This is a genomic window from Virgibacillus ihumii (assembly GCF_902726655.1).
In the GTDB taxonomy this organism is placed as follows: Bacteria; Bacillota; Bacilli; order Bacillales; family Amphibacillaceae; genus Lentibacillus; species Lentibacillus ihumii.
Genome location: NZ_CACVAN010000001.1, coordinates 2,755,199 through 2,774,991, shown reverse-complemented (window position 1 = coordinate 2,774,991; position 19,793 = coordinate 2,755,199). Strand labels below are relative to the sequence as shown.

Genomic DNA, 19,793 nt, shown 5'->3' with positions numbered 1-19,793 from the left:
TCAAATTCCGTGAAAGAATATGGAAACTATAAATTTTTGCGCTTTTGCCGCAGCTCTTTAAAAAAATCAGTCAACAAACGTCCGCATTCTTCTCCAAGGACACCACTTGTTACTTCAGCCTGATGATTAAACCGCTCCTCATTCAATAGATTCATCAAAGTACCTGCACAACCTGCTTTCGGATCGGGTGCACCATATACAACCCGTTTGATCCGGGACTGAACAATCGCACCTGCACACATCGGGCATGGCTCAAGCGTTACATACAAGGTACAATCTTCCAGCCGCCAGCTGCCGATTGTTTCATTTGCCTTTTTTATGGCGATCAATTCAGCATGGGATAATGTGGTCTGGGATGTTTCACGTATATTGTGACCTGAGCCGATTACTTCATCCTTGAATGTAATCACCGCTCCGATCGGAACTTCACCAATTTCTTTCGCTTTAATCGCCTCATCCATCGCCTCTCGCATATGTATGTTATCATCCATCTATTACCACCCCTAAGTTTTAAATATGAAAATCAGGAAATAAATAAAGAACAGGAAAGGAGTCCAGCTATGAACGATTCACTTGAAAACAGTGCCATAATATTTATTGATGTTATAAATGATTTTAATTTTAATGGCAGTGAAAAACTGCTCACAAACACTAAACCGATTTTACCACACCTCATAAATTTAAGAGAATTTGGGAAGAAAAATGATATTCCCATCATCTATGTAAATGATCATTACGGCTATTGGCAGGCAGATTTTCATAAAATCATTGCCCATTGTGAAAATGAGTACAGTCAGGAAATTATTTCCGAATTGAAACCGGATGATAATGATTATTTTTTAATCAAACCGCAGCATTCGGCTTTTTTCCAAACACCGCTGCACTCACTGCTGAATGAACTGAACCGGACACATTTAATCATGGCGGGCATTGCAGGTGACATTTGTATTTTATTTACCGCCAAGGATGCGTATATGTACCGGTACTCCATGCATATTCCCGAAAACTGCATGGCCTCTGAAGAACAAGATGGTAATGACTATGCCCTATACCTGATGCGAACGGTAATGGAGGCGAAAACGGATACGATTTGAGCCGCTGTAAAACATTATTGTAAAACTTCTAAAAGGAACTTTTACTGTTCTATCAGGATTAGATATAAAAATGCCCCCCCTTTACTGCAAAAAGGGAGGGTATAGCGGAGTCCGTATACTATTTATCAAGAATCTTCAATGCTTCACGGTTAAATGCAGGGATGTCATCCGGCTGTCTGCTTGTGACCAGCTGGTTGCAGCATACGACTACTTCTTCATCCTGCACATTTGCCCCGGCATATTCCATATCGACTTGGATGGAAGTAAAGCCCGTTGCTTTGCGGCCTTCCAGGGCTTTTGCTGTTATTAGCAGCTGTGGTCCATGACAGATGGCAAATACCGGTTTATCCGCATCCATAAATTGTTTAGCAAACTTCACGAAACGCTCATCGGCACGTAGCTGATCCGGTGAAAAGCCGCCCGGAATGAATAATGCATCAAAATCTTCCGCCTTCGCATTATCAATTGATTCATCAATGGTAACTTCCGCTTCCTTGTTCTTCCCTGTAACGGCAGCTCCTTTTTCCTTTTCAATCGTTACAACTTCATGTCCAGCATCCCTAAATGCCTTGGCTGGATCTGTATATTCAACATCTTCAAACATATTTGTAATAACGGTTGCTATTTTTTTACTCATTTAAATCCACTCCTTTACGAAGATGATTCATCAAGAATTCTACCCGCATGATAAAAAATAAAACATTTAAACACGATTTGTGAACAAATATGGGTCTATAGTCCTGTTATTTGTGACAACTTCACAAAATGGTAACAGTTAACGATAGGTTTTTCTCATGGTACTAAGACTGACAACAGACCTAAAATAAAGATGAAGGGGATAAAATTTTTTGAAAGGGAGTGCTTTGTTTTGACGAGACAAGCTACAGTTGAGTTAGACAAACAGACGATGGATATTGTGAAAGCTACAGTACCTATTTTACAGGACCGGGGAGATGAAATTACCAGCAGGTTCTATCAGCTTATGTTTGAGAATCATCCTGAGCTGAAAAATATTTTCAACCAAACGAACCAGCGAAAGGGGAGCCAGTCAAAGGCATTGGCAGATACAGTCTATGCAGCGGCTGCCCATATTGATCAGCTGGAACAGATATTACCGCACGTAAAACAAATTGCCCAGAAACATCGCAGTTTAAATATCAAACCGGAACATTATCCGATTGTTGGAAAATATTTATTGCTTGCCATGCAGGATGTGTTGGGGGACACAGCAAGTGATGACGTTATCAATGCATGGGAAAAGGCATATAGTGTTATATCCGGTGTTTTTATTGAAACGGAAAAGAAAATGTATCAAGAACTGGAGAATACAACAGGCGGATGGATTGATTTCCGCAATTTCAAAGTCGTAGATAAAGTGGCGGAAAGTGATGTCATTACATCATTTTATCTGGAACCCGCCGATGGGAATCCGTTTCCGGTCTATCAGCCGGGGCAATATATAACAGTGAAAGCAGAAATACCCGGACAGCCATATGCACATTTACGGCAATACAGTCTGTCCGCTGCTCCCGGCCAAGGATATTATCGGATCAGTGTTAAACGAGAGGACTCTCTGAATGGATTACCGGCCGGTATCGTTTCCAACTACCTGCATTCACAAATTGAAAAGGGAAGTATTTTGCCAATCAGCGCACCATCAGGTGATTTCATGCTGGATCAGGAAGATACACGCCCACTGGTGTTAATGAGCGGCGGTGTTGGCCTGACACCGATGATAAGTATGCTGGATACCACGATTAAACAAAATCCGGAACGTGAAATTTATTTTATCCATGCAGCCCATTGCGGCGATGTTCATGCGATGAAAGATCATGTCCGGCAATTGAATAATGAACATCCACAACTGCATGCGTATACAGTCTATGCGGAGCCGGCTGATGAAGACAAACAGTTTTGTGACAAAACCGGTTATGTTGATTTCGACTTGTTGTCATCGGTTCTTCCGACAAATGACAGTTCATTTTACTTTTGCGGACCAGAAGGATTTATGAAAGCAATGTATCAAAATCTGAAAAAATTCAATGTGGCAGAAGCAGACATACATTTTGAATTTTTCGGTCCGGCAAAAGCCATTACAGCCTAAATAGTTAGAAAACTAAAGCAGTAAGAAAATATTTATACTTTCTTACTTGCCATAGAAAAGGGTGCCTTAGATTGGCACCCTTTTTCATATCTATTATTCTTCCAATGTCGACGTATCACCGGTTGGAAGGCCAAGCTCCCAGGATTTCAGGAGACGGCGCATGATTTTACCACTGCGCGTTTTTGGAATGGAATCTTTCACTTCCAATTCTCTTGGTGCAGCGTGTGCACTCAATCCTGTTTTGATAAACTGACGAATTTCTTCAAGCAGCTCATCTGACTCTTTATAGCCTTCATTCAGCGTAATAAACGCCTTGATAATTTCACCGCGTTCAGGATCCGGTTTTCCGATAACACCAGCTTCTGCAACGGCTTCATGTTCAATTAATTTACTTTCAACTTCAAACGGTCCGACTCGTTCACCGGATGTATTAATAACATCGTCAAGACGCCCCTGGAACCAGAAATAGCCATCTTCATCTTTATACGCACTGTCACCGGATACGTACCAGCCATTAATGAAATAACTTTCAAATTTCTCCGGACGTTTCCAGATTTTACGCATCATTGCCGGCCAACCCTTCTTGATTGCCAGGTTACCCATCTGATTTGCCGGAAGTTCATTTCCTTCATTATCGACGATCGATGCTTCAATGCCCGGTAACGGTTTTCCCATTGAACCTGAGCGGATTTCCATGGAAGGAATGTTGACAATAAGCTGAGCTCCTGTCTCGGTCATCCACCATGTGTCATGAATTCTTAAGTCGAATGCTTCCAGTCCCCATGTCACTACTTCAGGATTCAGCGGCTCACCGACACTCATAATATGGCGCAATGATGAAAGATCGTGTTTTTTCACAATCTCTGAACCCGCACTTACCAACTTACGAAGTGCGGTTGGTGCTGTATACCACACACTTACATTATATTTATCAAGTGTACCGTACCATGCATCAGGACTGAACCTGCCGCCGCGGACAACGTTGGTTACTCCATACAGCCATGGGGCAAATACACCGTAACTTGTTCCGGTAACCCAGCCTGGGTCAGCAGTACACCAGTATACGTCATCCTTTTTCAGATCAAGCACCCACTCTGCTGTTGCATAATGCTGAATCATCGCATTATGAACATGATAAACACCTTTTGGCTTACCGGTGGACCCGGATGTATAATGAATTACCATGCCATCTTCCAAATCAACCCATTCGATCTCAAAATCGGTTGAAGCATCTTTCATTTCCTTATCATAATCAATGTATTTGTCGGATGTTTCATTACTGTCGCCAACCAGAACAATTTTTTTCAAATCAGGCAAATCATCCTGCGGCACCCGCTCAAGCAGATCCGGTGTCGTAATCAGCATGCTTGCTTCACTGTCCTGCAGGCGGTCACGTACTGCCTGCTCCATAAATGCTTCAAATAATGGTCCGGCAATCGCTCCCACTTTCAAAATCCCTAAAAACGCAGCATAAAACTCAGGGCTTCTCGGGAGAAACAAAAAGATGCGCTCTCCCTTTTCCACCTTATATTTTTTTAACACATTAGCAAATTGGTTACTGCTTTTTTTCAGATCATCAAACGTTAATGATTCTTCCCGATCCGGCGAAGAGTAATGCAGCGCAATTTTATCCTTCGTATCCGGATTTTCGGCATGACGGTCAATCGCTTCATATGCCATATTCACTTTACCAGTTTCATTCCAGCTAAAGTTCTTTTTCATATCATCCCATGAAAAAGTCTTCCGCATGTTTTCATAGTCCTGTAGATTATGATTCCCTTCACGGGCAGGTATTTTTTCCGTATGCATCCTATCACCTCATCCTGAAAATTTTGAAACCGTTTGCAACTCCTTTTAATAAAGGAATACGATATAATTACACCAAATATGCAATTATATGTAATTGTGAAAACATTTTGGTAACTAATTTCTATTTTAGAACATTTGGTGACAATTGAAAAGTAATATACTTGCTGCAAAAACTTTAATCAGAAATTTCCCAGCTATTTCGCCATAGCAAGTAACAAACTTTGGTGGACGAATGAGAAGGACTGGATTAACAGGCACCTTAAAACGTGTCCATTCTTCAATAGTTTTTCCAAGCCTTCTCATAAATCTGAATCAAATGTGGATCAATCAACGTGTTCGGTTTTAAATTGGCCAACTCACCATTTTCTCCTACTATTTTCTTGTCCTCATCCTTGCCGAAAGTGGTTAGAGCCGGAAGCATATCATCCGTTAAAAATTTTGTTGGAACTGATATTTCCATTTCACCAAGATTAATCGGGTCACGACTTGCCATCACGAATCCCCAGTTACCGAAACTCGGAACTGCCACATGAAGATTTTCAATAGATAATCCAGTTGCTGCAACAGTTTTTGAAATGGTCCAGTAAACCTTTGTGGCAAAGACTGGGCTCGTCGCTTGGATCATGGCAGCTCCACCAGGTTTTAAATGATTCCGAACCAATGAATAGAATTCCTTGGTATAAAGCTTGTTCAGGCTTTCATTATTTGGATCGGGTAAATCAACAATTATGACATCATACCACTCATTTGTATTTTCCAAAAACTGAAAAGCATCTTTGTTTTTAACATGTACCTTATCATTTTTTAATGAGCTCCCATTTGCCTCCAGTAAAAGTCGGTTGGAACGGGCTAACTCAACAACAGCCGGATCCAAATCCACAAGCGTAATCTCTTTCACTTCGTCATACTTGAGGACCTCCTTAGCGGCGATTCCGTCACCACCGCCCAGTATCAGGATATTTTCAGGGTTTTCAGCAGAAGCCATGGTAGGATGGACAAGCACTTCATGATAACGGTGCTCATCTATTGTACTGAACTGTAAGGATCCATCTAAATACAGTCTTACGTCTTCACCATCTTTGGTTAAAATAATTTTTTGGTATTTGCTTTGTTCCATATGCACAATAGGGTCCTGGTAAAGCTTCTGTTCAAAACTGAATGCCATTGCCTCTCCAAAAAATAACCCGGCCAGCAGTAAGATCCCGATGCATACACCAATGACAGCATGTAGTGCAAAACGACGGATTTCATGACGAAACAGCCATAAAACAATTAACGCTACCGTTAAATTGATACACCCAACTAAAAATGCGGTTTTTACCATGCCAAAATAAGGGCGGAAGAAGAAGACGAACAGCAATCCACCAATTAGCCCACCGGCATAATCAGAAAATAACACCCTGGCAGTACTTTTATTTAATGTAACACCGATTTCATTTGCTTTACGGATAAGAATCGGCAACTCAACCCCTGTTAACGCACCAATTACTAGTGTGATGATATATATATATAATGCATCTGTTCCCGCTGGTGCAAAGGCTGTGATCCCAAACATCGTAAAACTAGAGAACCCGCCAATTATTGCCACACCAAACTCAATCCATACAAAGGTGATGATTAAATTTTTCATAAACTTTTCACTTAAACTGGCCCCAATTCCCATACCAGTCAGAAAAAGAGAAATTGTTAGTGTGTATTGCTTTACACCATCTCCTAAAATATACGACCCCAATGCGCCAAATAAAACTTCGAAAATAATGCCGCAAATCGATACAATTCCGGATGACCAATAAATAATTTTGCTTTGTCTTACTGCTGCTTCATTCAATTTCCAACCACTCCACTATCAAACCTCACTGAAAAATTGCAAACGGCCAAGGCACTACCTTGACCGCGCACAATTTTACGTAATCGATGCACCGATAACGAATGCAAGCCCAATTGATACTCCCAATGACATAATGCCAACCGCAACATTATTTTTATGTAACTGCTCTTCAACAGAAAAATTCCTTGTAAATAAATCAAACAGCCAATAAGCAATCATTTGTAAAACCACGCCAAAAGCACCCCAAATGATTGTTTCATAAATAACATTGCTATTGTAGATGGCGAAGGATAAGATAATACAAATTCCGATTATCTTTCCAATAATTGATAACGCAACCGCCATATTACCCTTTTTGACTTCTTCCATATCCTTATATTTTCGGGTCATATTCTCAAAAAGAACCAAACCGGTTAACACAATAATGATCGAAATAATAAAGTAAACAATCGTAGCTACATATGGTCCCATATTATCAACTCCCCTTTATTTACCTGCTCCCGGGCCGCCACCTCGGAACGTTGTGATTCCACGACGGGGTACATTCAAACTCCCCATACCCTTGTAATCACCTTGACGCCGACTGCCCCAATCGTCCGTATCCAACATATTACCTAATAAACTGATAGCAAAAAACGTACTTAAAAAGTTCGGTGAATAATTTCGTCTTACAAACTCATCACTGGCAACTTCAATCAGCAGAACATCCTGGTCTTCTTCACTTTCCCGCAATGTAATAAAATCATCCGGATAAATTAAAATTTGCTGATTATCCTTTACATCGCTTATCTCCTCTGGTTCGATTGCTCCAGATAGGACAGAACTAAGCTCCGTAAGACCAAATTGTGTTGTTGCAAAGATTTCCGCGTTACTGTTATCCCCCTCTACCGTATATACCTCCGGAAAATTAGCTTCAATTATATCGTCTATTTCATTGTTTGCAGACTGTTTAATAGCAGCTGTAATTTCGTCTTTAGGAGGTTCATCCGGAATATTTTCTGCTGTAAAAGGGGCTCCTTGCATTCCTCTTAAAGAACATGAAGCTAATAAAAATAGAAGGGATAATAATACAATCGGCAGCATCCATTTTCTCACAAATCAATCCCCCTCTAATACAAGGAGCAGCGCTACTTCACATCAATGCTACTCCTTTTCTGGCCTATTTACTTTTTACCCATTTTTTCCTTTAACGCTGCTAATTCATCATCCACATCATTCTTCTTATTTAATTCCTCAAACTCGTCATCCAATGTACGGCTTTCTTTGGATAAATCCTCACTTGTTTCTGCTTCTGCTTCAAACTGCATTACTTTTTCTTCCATCCGTTCAAACCCTTGTTTGGATTCATCGTTGCCGATGGATGACATTGTACGATTAATTTTAGTTCTTGTTTTTGCGGATTCAGCACGCGCTTTTAAGGAATCCTTTTTAAGCTCCATTTCCTGATATTCTTTTTTCATTTCATCTAATTTGGTTCGCAGTGCTTCAGAATCGGTTTTGGCCCGTTCCCATGACTCCTGTAAGGTTGTTACGGTTGCTTCATGATCATTCTTATCCTGTAATGCACGGCGCGCCAAATCTTCATTCCCTGCTTCAATTGCCTGCTCAGCTTGTTTCTGTCTTTTTTCCACCATAGCATTAGCATCATCCAGCTTGCGTTTCAGCTTTTTTTCATTGGCGATTTGTTTGGCAACAGCAGTTTCCACCTCACGAATATCCTCAGCCATATCACGCATGAATTGATCAAGCATTTTCACTGGATCTTCCGCTTTATCCAACATGGAATTTAACTCCGAGCTTACTACCGTTGACATCCGTTTAAAAAATTTGAACATGTATATTCCTCCTAAAATTTAGTTGAACACATTCGTTATCCATGAACACTATGTCCCATCGCGGCCTTTTATCATGAACCTGCCATAATTTTAATCTCATATGGTTCGACTGGATAGCCAAAGCTTGCTTCAATCTCATTTCCCCAGTCCTCCAAACTGATGTTATACGCCGCATCTGAATCCGTATAATCAGCATATTTCATTTCTGTTCCATTTAAATTAGCACTTCTTCCTTCTCCAACAACCCTTGCTGTACCTGATTCTTCTAAATGGTAAGTATTACTTTCATAGGTGAGTTCTTTTGGAAAGGATTTGGATAATGTCAACTGAATTTTTTTGTAAATGCCAAGCTCCAGCTCATCATCCATTTCTGCGGATAACCAAATTGTATCACGTCCTTCCAATAACTGATACCCGTACCATTCATAACTTCCATCCCGGTATGTGATCTTCCCCACCACTTCATAATCGACGAGATCATAAGTTAAAATATCGCCAATCTGTATCGATAGCACCGTTCTTTCTTCAGGCAATGGTTCGTTTTTTTTATTTTTGGAAAAAATTTTGGAAAACAGACCCACCATTTCACCTCATTACTCAAAATAATATGCTTCATTTGTAATACGTATTTCCATTATAAAGGTTTCAATATACAATACATTTTTAGCCCCCAGTTGCTGCACATAATCCGCCGGGGATACGAACAACCAATTGCAAATACTAAAAAAACGATTTATACTCCCCTATATACGATGTTAAAGAAGCGGAAAAAAATTATTCCAAGGAGATTATCTTAAATGGAAATTATGGGGAGACAAGTAATTGCGGAACTATGGGATTGTAACATAGATATATTAAATGATATAAGTTTATTAGAGCGCATTTTTGTTGATGCGGCAATAAAGGCTGGTGCAACGGTGCGCAAGGCACTATTTCATCAATTTGCACCACATGGAGTAAGTGGAGTTGTCATTATTTCAGAATCCCATTTAACCATCCATAGTTTTCCGGAGCATGGCTATGCTAGTATTGATGTATATACGTGCGGGGCAAAATTAGACCCGACTATTGCTGTTGAATATATTGTTTACGCCCTGGAGTCCAAATCGAATGAGATAAAAGAAATTCCCCGGGGTATGGGACCGGTTAGACCACATCCAATCAAAGAGTATTAATTTAGCTGTGAGTTAAAATTCTTTAGCAAATGTTTCCCTTGTGCGGTTAATGTTTTGCCCCGAACAGTCGATGTTTTCCCCCGTGCTGTTGATGCCTTGAACCATTCTCGTCCTGGAACAGAATTCAATCGTTTCAAATTCATAATATATAAATATTCTCACACATTCTTCCAAAACTTATTTTTTTGGATGGTAAACAGCGTGTTTTACAAGCATTTTAGAAAACTTGGTTGTCACCAAGCTTTTAGGTGACAGCCATAGTTGCACTTATGCAGTAAGAAAGGATTTTATACTTTCTTAACTGCCAAAAAAAACCTCCTTCCGTTAACGTTGAACAGTAACGAAAAGAGGGCTTTATGCCTTTTTAATATATCCGGTTATCGTTTAGCTTTACGGCTGGATTACTGTCTATAAAACCGTGGTGTGACAATGCTTATACGCCCCCGGCAGGATTCGAACCTGCGACACATGGTTTAGGAAACCAATAGAAAGCATTTCAACACATTCCAATCATTTCTAATTTGTTGATTTGTCGGGGGCTGCCGAATAAATTGGTCAAAAACATTTTTATTTATTCCGGTACATTGCGACCTGTACGTTACCAAATGTGTGACCAGAATATAAGCTTTTAGTTCCACTCCTGGAATGACTATCCATGAAAAGGTTGATTTTGATTGTACATTCGATTAATGACCGGCAAAAAATGGGTATAGCTTAAAAATAGAGTTTTTGTTAAATTATAAAAATTTGTTTAAAATTTATGTACTTACGTGAAAAATATGGTACTGTGTTAGTAATTGGCTATTCCAGAATCGGGCCATTTTGCGGAATAAGGAAAAATCCGTTTTGTTGCGTGCATTTATTTTTGAAAAGGTGACAAACTATAACTGTCCAGAGGTTTGTGAGGGTTTCAAGTGAGAATCCCCTTTTACCGTCCAAAATATGTTTTGTGAACCCTAAGATTGATGTTTTAGGGTTCTTTTTTTAATGTCTTTGAAAACCCCTGGCTATGCCGGGGGTTCCGGAGAGCTTCCAGCGTGGGGTCAAAAAAATGCCTCTCTTCATGGTAAGATAAGGTTGGTTTCCCGACCACCAAATCTCGCCATATAAGGAGGCATGTCCAATGAAGGACAAGAATAGTTTAGCACATACCCAGTGGAGATGTAAGTATCATCTTGTTTTTGCACCAAAATATAGAAGGCAAATTATATATGGAAAATATAAAAAGAGTATAGGAGAAATAATAAGGGAGCTTTGCAAAAGAAAAAATGTTGAAATCCATGAAGCAAACGCATGCAAAGATCACATTCATATGTTAGTCAGTATACCACCAAAGCTAGGTGTGTCCCAATTTATGGGATATTTAAAAGGGAAAAGTAGTTTAATGATTTTTGACCGTCACGCCAATTTAAAATATAGATATGGTAACCGAAAATTCTGGTGCCGAGGCTTCTTTGTAGATACGGTGGGACGGAATAGAAATCAAATTCAAGAATATATACGGAATCAGCTCAGAGAAGACTATATGAGCGATCAGTTAACTTTATTTGAGGAATACGACCCTTTCACGGGGAAGAAAAATAAAAAGAAATAAGAGATTCTTTTAGAATCAGCGAGTGAGTGTGGTGCAAAAGGGAAAACCATTCAGTGGGCCTTTTAGGCCGAGGCCGGTAATAGAGGCTTTCAGCCGCAGAGCAAACCACCAGTTCACACTGGTGGTTTTGATTTCTGATGAAGAGACATATGAATATTTTTTGGTAGAACGTAAAAAATACCTAAAAACTATTTTGGAGGTCATCAAGCCATGGAACATCAACCAAAATTAACAGCATCGGAAATCTCTAATCTTTGGACATCTTATCAAAATGATTCAATGGCGATTTGTGGAATTAAATATTTTCTGGCCAATATTGAAGACCCGGATATTCGCTCCGTTTTAGAATATGCCCTAGATATTTCCAAACAGCATGTTCAGCATGTAACAGATGTTTTTCAATCGGAAAATTATCCGGTTCCGGTAGGATTTACTGAACATGATGTCAATGTTGAAGCTCCGCGTCTTTTTTCAGATGTAATGTATTTATCTTATATCCTCAGTATGGGGGAATTTGGGCTTAGCTCATATGGTTTGGCTTTATCCCTGTCGTCTCGGAATGACATTATTGATTATTATTCCGATTGTCTATCTGAAACAGTAAAGTTACATAATTGGGCTAAAAGCATGGCCAAAGAAAAAGGGATTTATGTTCGTGCGCCTCAAATTCCAACGCCTGAACAAGTGGATTTTGTTAAAGATACAAGCTTTTTATCCGGTGGATTATTTGGTGATCCTCGGCCATTACTGGGCGTTGAAATCGGCAGCCTTATTTATAATGCCAAGCGAAATGCACTTGGCCAAGCGCTCATCACGGGTTTTAGTCAAGTCGCAAAAAATAAGAACGTTCGTCAATATATGGAAAGAGGAAGAGAGATATCAGGTAAACATGTAGAAATATTTAATTCATTACTGCATAAAAATTACCTTTCAGGTGTGACCCCTTTAACCCCCGAGGTCACTGATTCAACCGTATCCCCTTTTTCTGATAAGCTTATGATGTATCATATTTCAGCATTGGTTTCCTCAGGAATGGGACAATACGGCATATCAATGTCCACCAGTCCACGTCGGGATTTAGGTGTCGATTATGCTCGTTTAATGGCTGAAATTGCCCAATATACTAATGATGGGGCGAAAATGATGATTCATTACGGTTGGATGGAACAACCGCCCGAGGCTGCTGATCGTCAGGAATTAGCAAAAAAGAAGTAGGGGGGCGGTGGATGGCATGGAAAAATTGTTTTGGTCCATTGCATTCCCCGGGTTCGGCCAGCTGTTAAACGGAAGATACATCAAAGGTATCCTACTCATTACCCTTGAATTTATCATTAATATCCAGGCAAATTTTAATGAGGCAATCCTGTACAGTTTCCAAGGAGACATTCAAACAGCTATAATGCAAGCCAATTATGGCTGGTTGATGTTCTATCCTTGTCTTTATTTCTTTGCGATGTGGGATGCCTTTAAGGATGCAGAAGGAGAGAAATCACGTTTTGCATTTTTACCGTTTGTATTTTCAGCCTATTTTGTAACTGTCGGTCTAATGTACTCTAAGACATTGACATTGTTTGGTGTATTGCTCGGACCCGTATGGCTGCCGATATTATTTGTGATACCAGGTGTGTTGGTTGGATTCATTGTGAAAAAGATCATGCTGTACATATTGGAAAAAAGGCCCTAATATATTCCAGTTTTTAAATTTAGAAACTTCTTTCATTAGAGAAGGAAATATACTGGATCATGGATTTTTCAGCACTTATAGAGCGACGAACTATACGAGGAGGATCAAAATGTTTAAACCAGATCGAAATAAGGCCAAGACTGGAGAAATTATCGAGTTTGAACAGGATAGTATCTTAGTGAAAGGCAAAGTTTTGCCATCAAATACAACAAACAGTATTGTGGTTGATATATCGGCGATGAAAGATTATGATAAACTGAATCATGGCTATTCCAATATGGTTGTCTCCCACAAAAATTACAGGGTAGTTGATGTGGGTTAGCAATAATTTTTTTGTAAATGGATATTAGGATACATGACTCAAGTACTTTGACGCAACTATGAAGCAAACGGGCGCGGTAATCGAATAGTGAGTCCTTCTGAAACGGGCCATTTAATTGAATAAGAATACAGCTAAAAATCTATTGGGATACACCGAGATACGTGTGAAATTAGGATATAGATAGTCCAACCATGTTGATCATATTAACTTTTGATCAACATGGATTTCACTTTCCATCCTTATAAAATGCTACAAGGCTTTCAGCCATTTTAAGAATCTTATCGTGTAATTCTTTTGGTTCAATCACCTTTATTTGATCAGCAAATCCCAATATATGGCTCTTTGCCTCGTCTTCGGTATCAAAAGAAAGCTTAACTGATATCCAATCACCTTGAGTTTTATTTTCAACCTCAACAATTTGAACAAATTGACCCGAGTATTTTAGCCGCGTCAAGATAGAAGGCATAACCTTTACCCGCACTTCGTATTTAGGTAAATTCTCAATAAAAGCCTTTGTTGATGATTCCCAATACTGAGCAAGATTGAAGCCTTTAGGTCTTTCAAATGTTTCTTCTATAGGTATTGCTGATAAAATACGTGATGCCCGGTAATTTCGTTTTTCATCGTTCTCTTTGGAAGCAATGAAGTACCAACGACTTCCCTTGGCTACAAGTCCAAGTGGTCTTACAACACGTTCATTCGTTTTTCCATCTGCCCGCTGATATTCAATTTTTAATTTATTTTCTTTCCATATGGCGTCTTTAAGGACTTCAAAAGACATTATCTTTTCTTTCTGTTTACGCCATGTACTCATGTCTACATGAATACGATTCCAGACGTCTTTAGCGTTTTTACGGTAATTTGCAGGGAGCGAAGCAATCAGTTTATTCCTTGCTTCCTCGGATGTATGAGTCATGCCCAGATCATCAAGCAATTGCGTAGAAGGAGAAACGAATAGCGTACGAATTTCAGATTCTTTTAGTCCTGTTAAATTTGTACGATAGCTCTCAAGTATTGACCAGCCTCCGTGTCTCCCGCGCTCTGCAAAAACCGGAATGCCGGTTCTGCTCAAGGCTTCCATATCCCGATGGATTGTACGCTCTGTCACATCCAGCTCCTTCGCCAATGCCTTCGTTGTTAATTTTCCATTATTTTGTAGCAACAATATTATGGTAATAAGTCTGTCTGCCCGCATTGATAACCACCTAACTAAATATATTAAAAATTTTTATATGACATAAGGTGTCAACATTATAGATTATACTATAGATATTACAAAAAAGTATCAATTGAAAGATACTTTAATAATGTAAAGTGAGGAGAATGTAAATGAAGTCTTTAAAAGGTCAAATCGCTTTAGTGGCTGGTGGAACAAGGGGTGCAGGACGTGGTATTGCAATGGAGTTAGGGGCTGCAGGAGCTACTGTCTATATCACTGGTCGTACTACACGAAATGAGCTTTCTGAATACGGGAGGCCTGAAACGATTGAAGAAACAGCAGAATTAGTGAATGATTTAGGTGGAGTCGGAATTGCTGTTCAAGTTGACCATCTGGTACCTGAACAAGTGCAGACCTTGATTGAAAGAATTGAGAAAGAATACGGGAAATTAGATATACTTGTAAATGATATTTGGGGCGGTGAATATCTCGTTGACTGGAATAATGCGAGTGTATGGGAGCATTCGCTCGAAAAAGGCTTAAGGATGCTTCGTTTAGCTATCGATACTCATTTGGTTACGAGCCACTATGCATTGCCGTTGCTCATCAAAAACGAAGGGGGACTTGTCATTGAAATGACCGATGGTACGAAAGAGTATAATAGTAAGAACTATCGATCACCAATGTTTTATGATCTAGCGAAAAGTTCAGTCATCCGTATAGCGGAAGGGCTCGCTCGCGAATTAGAACATCATCATTGCACAGCGGTCTCCTTAACCCCAGGCTGGATGCGATCCGAAATTATGCTCGATCATTATGGTGTCAAGGAAGAAAACTGGCGTGACGCTACTAAGAAGGAACCTCATTTCGTTATCTCAGAAACGCCACGTTATGTGGGACGTGCTGTGGCTGCTCTTGCTGGAGACCCAAAAGTATCACGTTGGAACGGCCAATCTCTGTCAAGCGGAAATCTTGCACAAGTTTATGGTTTCACTGATCTTGATGGTTCTAAGCCTGATTGTTGGAGGTATTTAGTTGAAGTTCAGGAGGCTGATAAACCTGCCAATGCAGAGGGTTATAGATAGTTAGTCAATGTTAAACAAACAGGCGCCATTCTGGAATAAAAGACAGGGCCTAATTTGCTATTGTCGGGCCGTATAATTGAAGAAGGTGCCGTTTAAAATTTTGGAAGGGATATGAAATAATAGGTATTATGGAATTGGTGGTGATGATAAATGGAACCTAAATGGCTTGAGTGGGCAAAACAACTTCAATCCATTGCACAGGCAGGACTAACTTACTCGAAAGATGTATACGACTTGGAAAGATTTGAATTGATAAGAAATATGAGCGTTGAAATATTGTCACAACAAACAGATATGGACAAAACAGTAATAAAAAATTTGTTTGCTAATGAAACGGGTTATGCCACTCCAAAAGTTGATATTAGGTCTGTTGTATTTAAGGATAATAAGCTTTTAATGGTTAGGGAAAATGCTGACGGGGATTGGTCATTACCTGGCGGATGGGGTGATATAGGATTAACCCCAAGTGAAGTTGCGATCAATGAAGTAAAAGAAGAATCAGGGTTTGATGTTAAAGCAACAAAAGTGATAGGTGTACTTGATAAGAAATGCCACCCACATCCTCCTTCTCCGTATCACGTTTATAAAATATTTATTCAATGTGAAATCATCGGTGGTCAACCAAAAAAAGGAATCGAAACAAGTGCAGTTGAGTTTTTTAGTGAAAATGAACTTCCACCATTATCGATAGCTAGAAATACCGAATCACAAATTCAACTGGCTTTTAAACATTTACATAATCCACAAGAAACTGTCTATTTTGATTGATGTTAAAAGTGGAATGTCACCCACTGTCTTCATCAAACGGGCGCAGTTGCGGAATAAATTTGTCCATCAGTTGGACAGATTGTGGAAGAGCAACTACTCAAAAGTCAGTGAAAAAATGCAAATATTTTAAATGCGAAAGTGCATTCATGCATGGAAAGGAGGATTAAAAACAGGGAGCATCTCCGTTGGATAATGCGATGATGTTCCGGATGTATCTTACTGTGTTATAATAAGAGTAATAAATAAACGTAACCCTTGAGGTGATGAAATGATGAGACCATTGAGCAAAAATGTCAAAGAAGAGCTCATGAATGCCATGAATGATCAAAATTCAGCAATGTTTGTTGTCGATGGAAAACTAATCTCTTTAGAGGCACATGATACACCTACCATGAATGTGGAGCCCGATAATTTGGCACAAGAAATCCAAGAGTACCCGGAATTAAAGAAATCACTGCAACGTTTTCTTGACAATCCGGATATGAGACGATATACCGCGAAAGAGTTAAAGGTATCACGGCATGACAGAAGATAACCGGAAGTTTTCAGTTTATTTTACGGAAGAGTTTAATAAATGCTTGGATCAAATCCAAGCATTTTTTTCCGGGCAAGGGGAAGATGTGCTTGAATGGTGGTTTTCTAAGGAAGATAACATGATTGATGAAATCGATCGGCTGTTATCTTCATTTCCATATGCCGGAAAGATGGTCGAGCAGGGGCCTTTTAAAGGTTTCCGTTGCCTTACATACGGAAAAAGCCGTCATCGAATGTTAAATTATTTGATTTTTTATGCAGTTTACGAAAATGATTGCGAGATTGATGTCATTAATATTTTACCCGCACGTTCAAAGCGGAAGCGAAAAAAATAATTCCCGTATAGGGCACCTTTCTGCAATAAGTGAAGGTGCTTTTTCTTTCTTTAGTAAAGTGAGAGAATAGTAACTAAGGAAAAATTCAAGGAATAAATCAAGTAGAATTTTAAGGATGGTCTTGATGAAAAATCATATAAAGGTAAATGGAAAGCTTCTTCAGACAAACAAACGTTTTAAACAATTGAAAGAGAGGCAAAAGAACTGGATAGTGCCGGAGCTCTATAAACTATACCACAATAAAATGAAGGAAAGACGTACAACAAGAAAACTCCCTCCATATCAGCGTGATATAGTTATTTCGACTCTATATGAGCAAATTCAGGATAGGGGGATATGGATCCCTTATGGTGAGGTTAAAAAGTACGCCTTTCGTAAAACCACGAAGATGGTAAAAGCCTTTAAAAAACAATATCCCAAGTTAAGTGCGGAAATTGAAGCTGAACATACGAGGAAACAAATGAATCATTCGGGCTGAAATAATGTTAAAACAGAGTTAGTAACTGTTAGGAAAACCAACTAATATCAGAATAGGCTATTCAAGAGTAGAGCGCGATTGTTAAAGATCATAAGCCTAATTTCTCGTTCAAAAGAAAGAGGAATTAGGCTTTGAATATCTATTCCTTAGTGCAAAATATCGTTGAAAGTGACACTAATTATGCAGCATTTCTGTTTGTACATTAAAAGCGTATTCTAATTCAACAGTGTTCGTCTTTAATAAAAAATCAAAAGTTCCGTTTTTATTGACTTCACTCAAATAAAGAGGTTATAATTAAAACATGCTCAAAGGGAATATATGTTCCCAACTAACTAATTGACCCCCTTTTATTTATGATCACCTTTACTCTTGTAATGGTGGTCTTTTTTTAGTTAGTGCCTTTGTTTTCATTCAGGTCATAAGCTGTTCATTGATTTTAATGGTATACCTTATAGAATGAAACTGAGCCGCATTTCTAGTCAAAGAAATGCGGCTGTATTAGTAAAAATTTTATAACACCAATTAAAAATGGCTTTATTATATCGCTCACAACAAAAAGTGATTTGTCATCCCACACCTGCCCTATAGATGAGGAATTAATCAACTAGGATTTTTTGCCCTATTTATAATGGCCACCAATCTTTTTACTTCTATCTATCGTAATTCCCGCATCTGTATAACTGGATGCACGTAATATAGAAGTGGATCCATATTTACTACGAATTGCGTCCATCACATACCCGACATCGTTTTTCTTAGCACGATCCTCGAATAAGTCCAATTGTATTTTCTCTTTATCGAATAGATTATCTAATGTTACATATACATGTCTGATTTTGCTTTCCCCATCATAGAACTTTTGGAATAAATGCATACAAATCTGATAAATATCCTTTGTCACATTTGTTGGCAGGTGAATTGACTGTGATCGAGAAAATCCCCCTCTAGTTTCCTTTGAATAAGATATTCCTAAGTGAATTGTTTTCCCTACTTTATTGAAAGAACGAGCCCTCCGGCAAACTTCTTCACAGAGGTCCAGAATACAAACAGAGATATCTTCTTCACTATAATCCCGTAACAACGATATGCCGTGGCCAAATCCTTTTTGCTTCGTTTTAGTAAAATCACCGAAAACGGGGCTTAAATCAATTCCCCAGGCATGCCAATACAATTGTTCTCCCATAACTCCAAAATGCTTTTTCAAATATTTCAGGTTAAAATTAGCGATCTGTCCAAGATTAACAATTCCCATTCGGTTCAAATTACGTTTCATTCTGCTCCCGATTCCCCAAATTTTTTCAACAGGAGCTGGCCAAAGCTTTTTTTCCACATCCTCGTATCTGCATTCGGCAATACCAAGTTGCTTGGCGTGCAGGTCCATAACAACTTTTGCCAAAAATTTATTATCCCCAATCCCAATGCTGCAGGTGATACCAAATGAATCAAAAATATCCTGTGTTATTTTTTCCGCAATCTGCCACGATCCACCATATAATTTTTCTAGTCCGTTTAATGTAACCCAGACTTCATCAACAGAATAAACGTGAATAGCTTCTTTAGGTGTATAACGATTGAGTAATTTAGTTATTTCAGTAGATACCTTTAAATAATCGGCCATATGCGCTGGTGCGATGACAATATCAGGATCCTTTGGAAGTTCGTAAAAGCGACTAACGTTACTAATTCCATATTTACTTTTTAAAGCAGGAGAAGCTGCAAGTACAATGCTACCCGATCTATTTGGATCACCAACAACAGCTAACATAACTTTCATAGGATCCAATCCTAGCTTCATGGCTTCTACACTTGCATAAAAGGAGCGCATATCAATACATAACACATCATGGCGCGGATAAAGAGAATAATCCATTAATTAATTTCACCACCAACAAGAACATTTGTTCCTATTATATGCAATAATGATAAAAATAATCAATGGAATATCTAACCACTTGAAATGTGATATTTAGGAAAGTTGCTTAATTTGTT

General features: G+C 39.0%; 22 protein-coding genes. 12 read left to right on the top strand and 10 right to left on the bottom strand.

Annotation, left to right across the window (positions count from 1 at the left end; genetic code table 11):
* Positions 1-26: 26 nt before the first annotated feature.
* Positions 27-491: a tRNA adenosine(34) deaminase TadA gene (gene tadA, locus HUX68_RS13420; RefSeq protein WP_174615313.1), complete on the bottom strand. Its 465-nt coding sequence runs from the start codon at positions 489-491 to the stop codon at positions 27-29.
* Positions 492-560: 69 nt separating this feature from the next.
* On the opposite strand from tadA, the gene HUX68_RS13415 reads away from it, so the two are divergent.
* Positions 561-1,094 (top strand): cysteine hydrolase family protein, encoded by a 534-nt coding sequence (locus HUX68_RS13415; protein WP_174615312.1) that lies wholly within the window; start codon positions 561-563, stop codon positions 1,092-1,094.
* 118 nt (positions 1,095-1,212) lie between these two features.
* On the opposite strand, the gene HUX68_RS13410 is transcribed toward HUX68_RS13415, so the two are convergent.
* Positions 1,213-1,731 carry a type 1 glutamine amidotransferase domain-containing protein gene (locus HUX68_RS13410; protein ID WP_174615311.1) on the bottom strand — a complete coding sequence of 173 codons (519 nt, stop codon included), beginning with the start codon at positions 1,729-1,731 and terminating at the stop codon, positions 1,213-1,215.
* Positions 1,732-2,001: 270 nt separating this feature from the next.
* Between HUX68_RS13410 and hmpA the strand changes: the two genes are divergently transcribed.
* Complete coding sequence (gene hmpA, locus HUX68_RS13405) at positions 2,002-3,198, top strand: NO-inducible flavohemoprotein (RefSeq protein WP_246206773.1); 1,197 nt, start codon at positions 2,002-2,004, stop codon at positions 3,196-3,198.
* Between the two features lie 93 nt (positions 3,199-3,291).
* Here the strand turns inward: hmpA and acsA are convergent, their stop codons facing one another.
* From acsA to HUX68_RS13375, 6 genes are all read right to left on the bottom strand, one after another.
* The gene (acsA, locus tag HUX68_RS13400; RefSeq protein WP_174615309.1) at positions 3,292-5,007 is read right to left on the bottom strand and encodes an acetate--CoA ligase; all 1,716 of its coding nucleotides are present in this window, start codon (positions 5,005-5,007) and stop codon (positions 3,292-3,294) included.
* Between the two features lie 277 nt (positions 5,008-5,284).
* Entirely contained in the window at positions 5,285-6,835 is a 1,551-nt protein-coding gene (locus HUX68_RS13395; protein WP_174615308.1) for a polyamine aminopropyltransferase, read from the bottom strand.
* A gap of 75 nt (positions 6,836-6,910) precedes the next feature.
* Entirely contained in the window at positions 6,911-7,306 is a 396-nt protein-coding gene (locus HUX68_RS13390) for a DUF350 domain-containing protein (protein WP_174615307.1), read from the bottom strand.
* A 15-nt stretch (positions 7,307-7,321) separates the two neighbouring features.
* Complete coding sequence (locus HUX68_RS13385) at positions 7,322-7,930, bottom strand: DUF4247 domain-containing protein (RefSeq protein ID WP_246206682.1); 609 nt, start codon at positions 7,928-7,930, stop codon at positions 7,322-7,324.
* 68 nt (positions 7,931-7,998) lie between these two features.
* Positions 7,999-8,670: a PspA/IM30 family protein gene (locus HUX68_RS13380; RefSeq protein WP_174615306.1), complete on the bottom strand. Its 672-nt coding sequence runs from the start codon at positions 8,668-8,670 to the stop codon at positions 7,999-8,001.
* A gap of 71 nt (positions 8,671-8,741) precedes the next feature.
* Positions 8,742-9,251, bottom strand: coding sequence for a DUF4178 domain-containing protein (locus HUX68_RS13375; protein WP_174615305.1), 510 nt, complete (start codon positions 9,249-9,251; stop codon positions 8,742-8,744).
* A gap of 216 nt (positions 9,252-9,467) precedes the next feature.
* On the opposite strand from HUX68_RS13375, the gene speD reads away from it, so the two are divergent.
* The 5 genes from speD to HUX68_RS13350 all read left to right on the top strand — a co-directional run bounded on the left by speD (position 9,468) and on the right by HUX68_RS13350 (position 13,445).
* Complete coding sequence (gene speD, locus HUX68_RS13370; RefSeq protein WP_174615304.1) at positions 9,468-9,845, top strand: adenosylmethionine decarboxylase; 378 nt, start codon at positions 9,468-9,470, stop codon at positions 9,843-9,845.
* 1,123 nt (positions 9,846-10,968) lie between these two features.
* Positions 10,969-11,439, top strand: a complete 471-nt coding sequence (tnpA, locus tag HUX68_RS13365) for an IS200/IS605 family transposase (protein WP_174615303.1) — start codon at positions 10,969-10,971, stop codon at positions 11,437-11,439.
* A 210-nt stretch (positions 11,440-11,649) separates the two neighbouring features.
* Positions 11,650-12,654, top strand: a complete 1,005-nt coding sequence (locus HUX68_RS13360; RefSeq protein ID WP_174615302.1) for a DUF3231 family protein — start codon at positions 11,650-11,652, stop codon at positions 12,652-12,654.
* Between the two features lie 16 nt (positions 12,655-12,670).
* Positions 12,671-13,123, top strand: coding sequence for a hypothetical protein (locus HUX68_RS13355; RefSeq protein ID WP_174615301.1), 453 nt, complete (start codon positions 12,671-12,673; stop codon positions 13,121-13,123).
* A gap of 109 nt (positions 13,124-13,232) precedes the next feature.
* Positions 13,233-13,445, top strand: coding sequence for a DUF2187 family protein (locus HUX68_RS13350; protein ID WP_174615300.1), 213 nt, complete (start codon positions 13,233-13,235; stop codon positions 13,443-13,445).
* Between the two features lie 226 nt (positions 13,446-13,671).
* Here the strand turns inward: HUX68_RS13350 and HUX68_RS13345 are convergent, their stop codons facing one another.
* The gene (locus tag HUX68_RS13345; RefSeq protein WP_174615299.1) at positions 13,672-14,640 is read right to left on the bottom strand and encodes a helix-turn-helix transcriptional regulator; all 969 of its coding nucleotides are present in this window, start codon (positions 14,638-14,640) and stop codon (positions 13,672-13,674) included.
* Between the two features lie 134 nt (positions 14,641-14,774).
* Between HUX68_RS13345 and HUX68_RS13340 the strand changes: the two genes are divergently transcribed.
* From HUX68_RS13340 to HUX68_RS13320, 5 genes are all read left to right on the top strand, one after another.
* Entirely contained in the window at positions 14,775-15,689 is a 915-nt protein-coding gene (locus HUX68_RS13340; protein ID WP_174615298.1) for an SDR family oxidoreductase, read from the top strand.
* Between the two features lie 150 nt (positions 15,690-15,839).
* The gene (locus HUX68_RS13335) at positions 15,840-16,457 is read left to right on the top strand and encodes an NUDIX hydrolase (protein ID WP_174615297.1); all 618 of its coding nucleotides are present in this window, start codon (positions 15,840-15,842) and stop codon (positions 16,455-16,457) included.
* Between the two features lie 268 nt (positions 16,458-16,725).
* Positions 16,726-16,992, top strand: a complete 267-nt coding sequence (locus tag HUX68_RS13330; protein ID WP_174615296.1) for a hypothetical protein — start codon at positions 16,726-16,728, stop codon at positions 16,990-16,992.
* A complete protein-coding gene (locus tag HUX68_RS13325) occupies positions 16,979-17,326 on the top strand; it encodes a type II toxin-antitoxin system RelE/ParE family toxin (RefSeq protein ID WP_174615295.1) in 348 nt (115 codons plus the stop codon). The genes HUX68_RS13330 and HUX68_RS13325 overlap by 14 nt, the downstream gene beginning before the upstream one ends.
* Positions 17,327-17,450: 124 nt before the next feature.
* Positions 17,451-17,804, top strand: a complete 354-nt coding sequence (locus tag HUX68_RS13320; RefSeq protein WP_174615294.1) for a hypothetical protein — start codon at positions 17,451-17,453, stop codon at positions 17,802-17,804.
* Between the two features lie 619 nt (positions 17,805-18,423).
* Here the strand turns inward: HUX68_RS13320 and HUX68_RS13315 are convergent.
* Positions 18,424-19,674, bottom strand: coding sequence for a DNA polymerase IV (locus HUX68_RS13315; RefSeq protein WP_174615293.1), 1,251 nt, complete (start codon positions 19,672-19,674; stop codon positions 18,424-18,426).
* Positions 19,675-19,793: the final 119 nt, after the last annotated feature.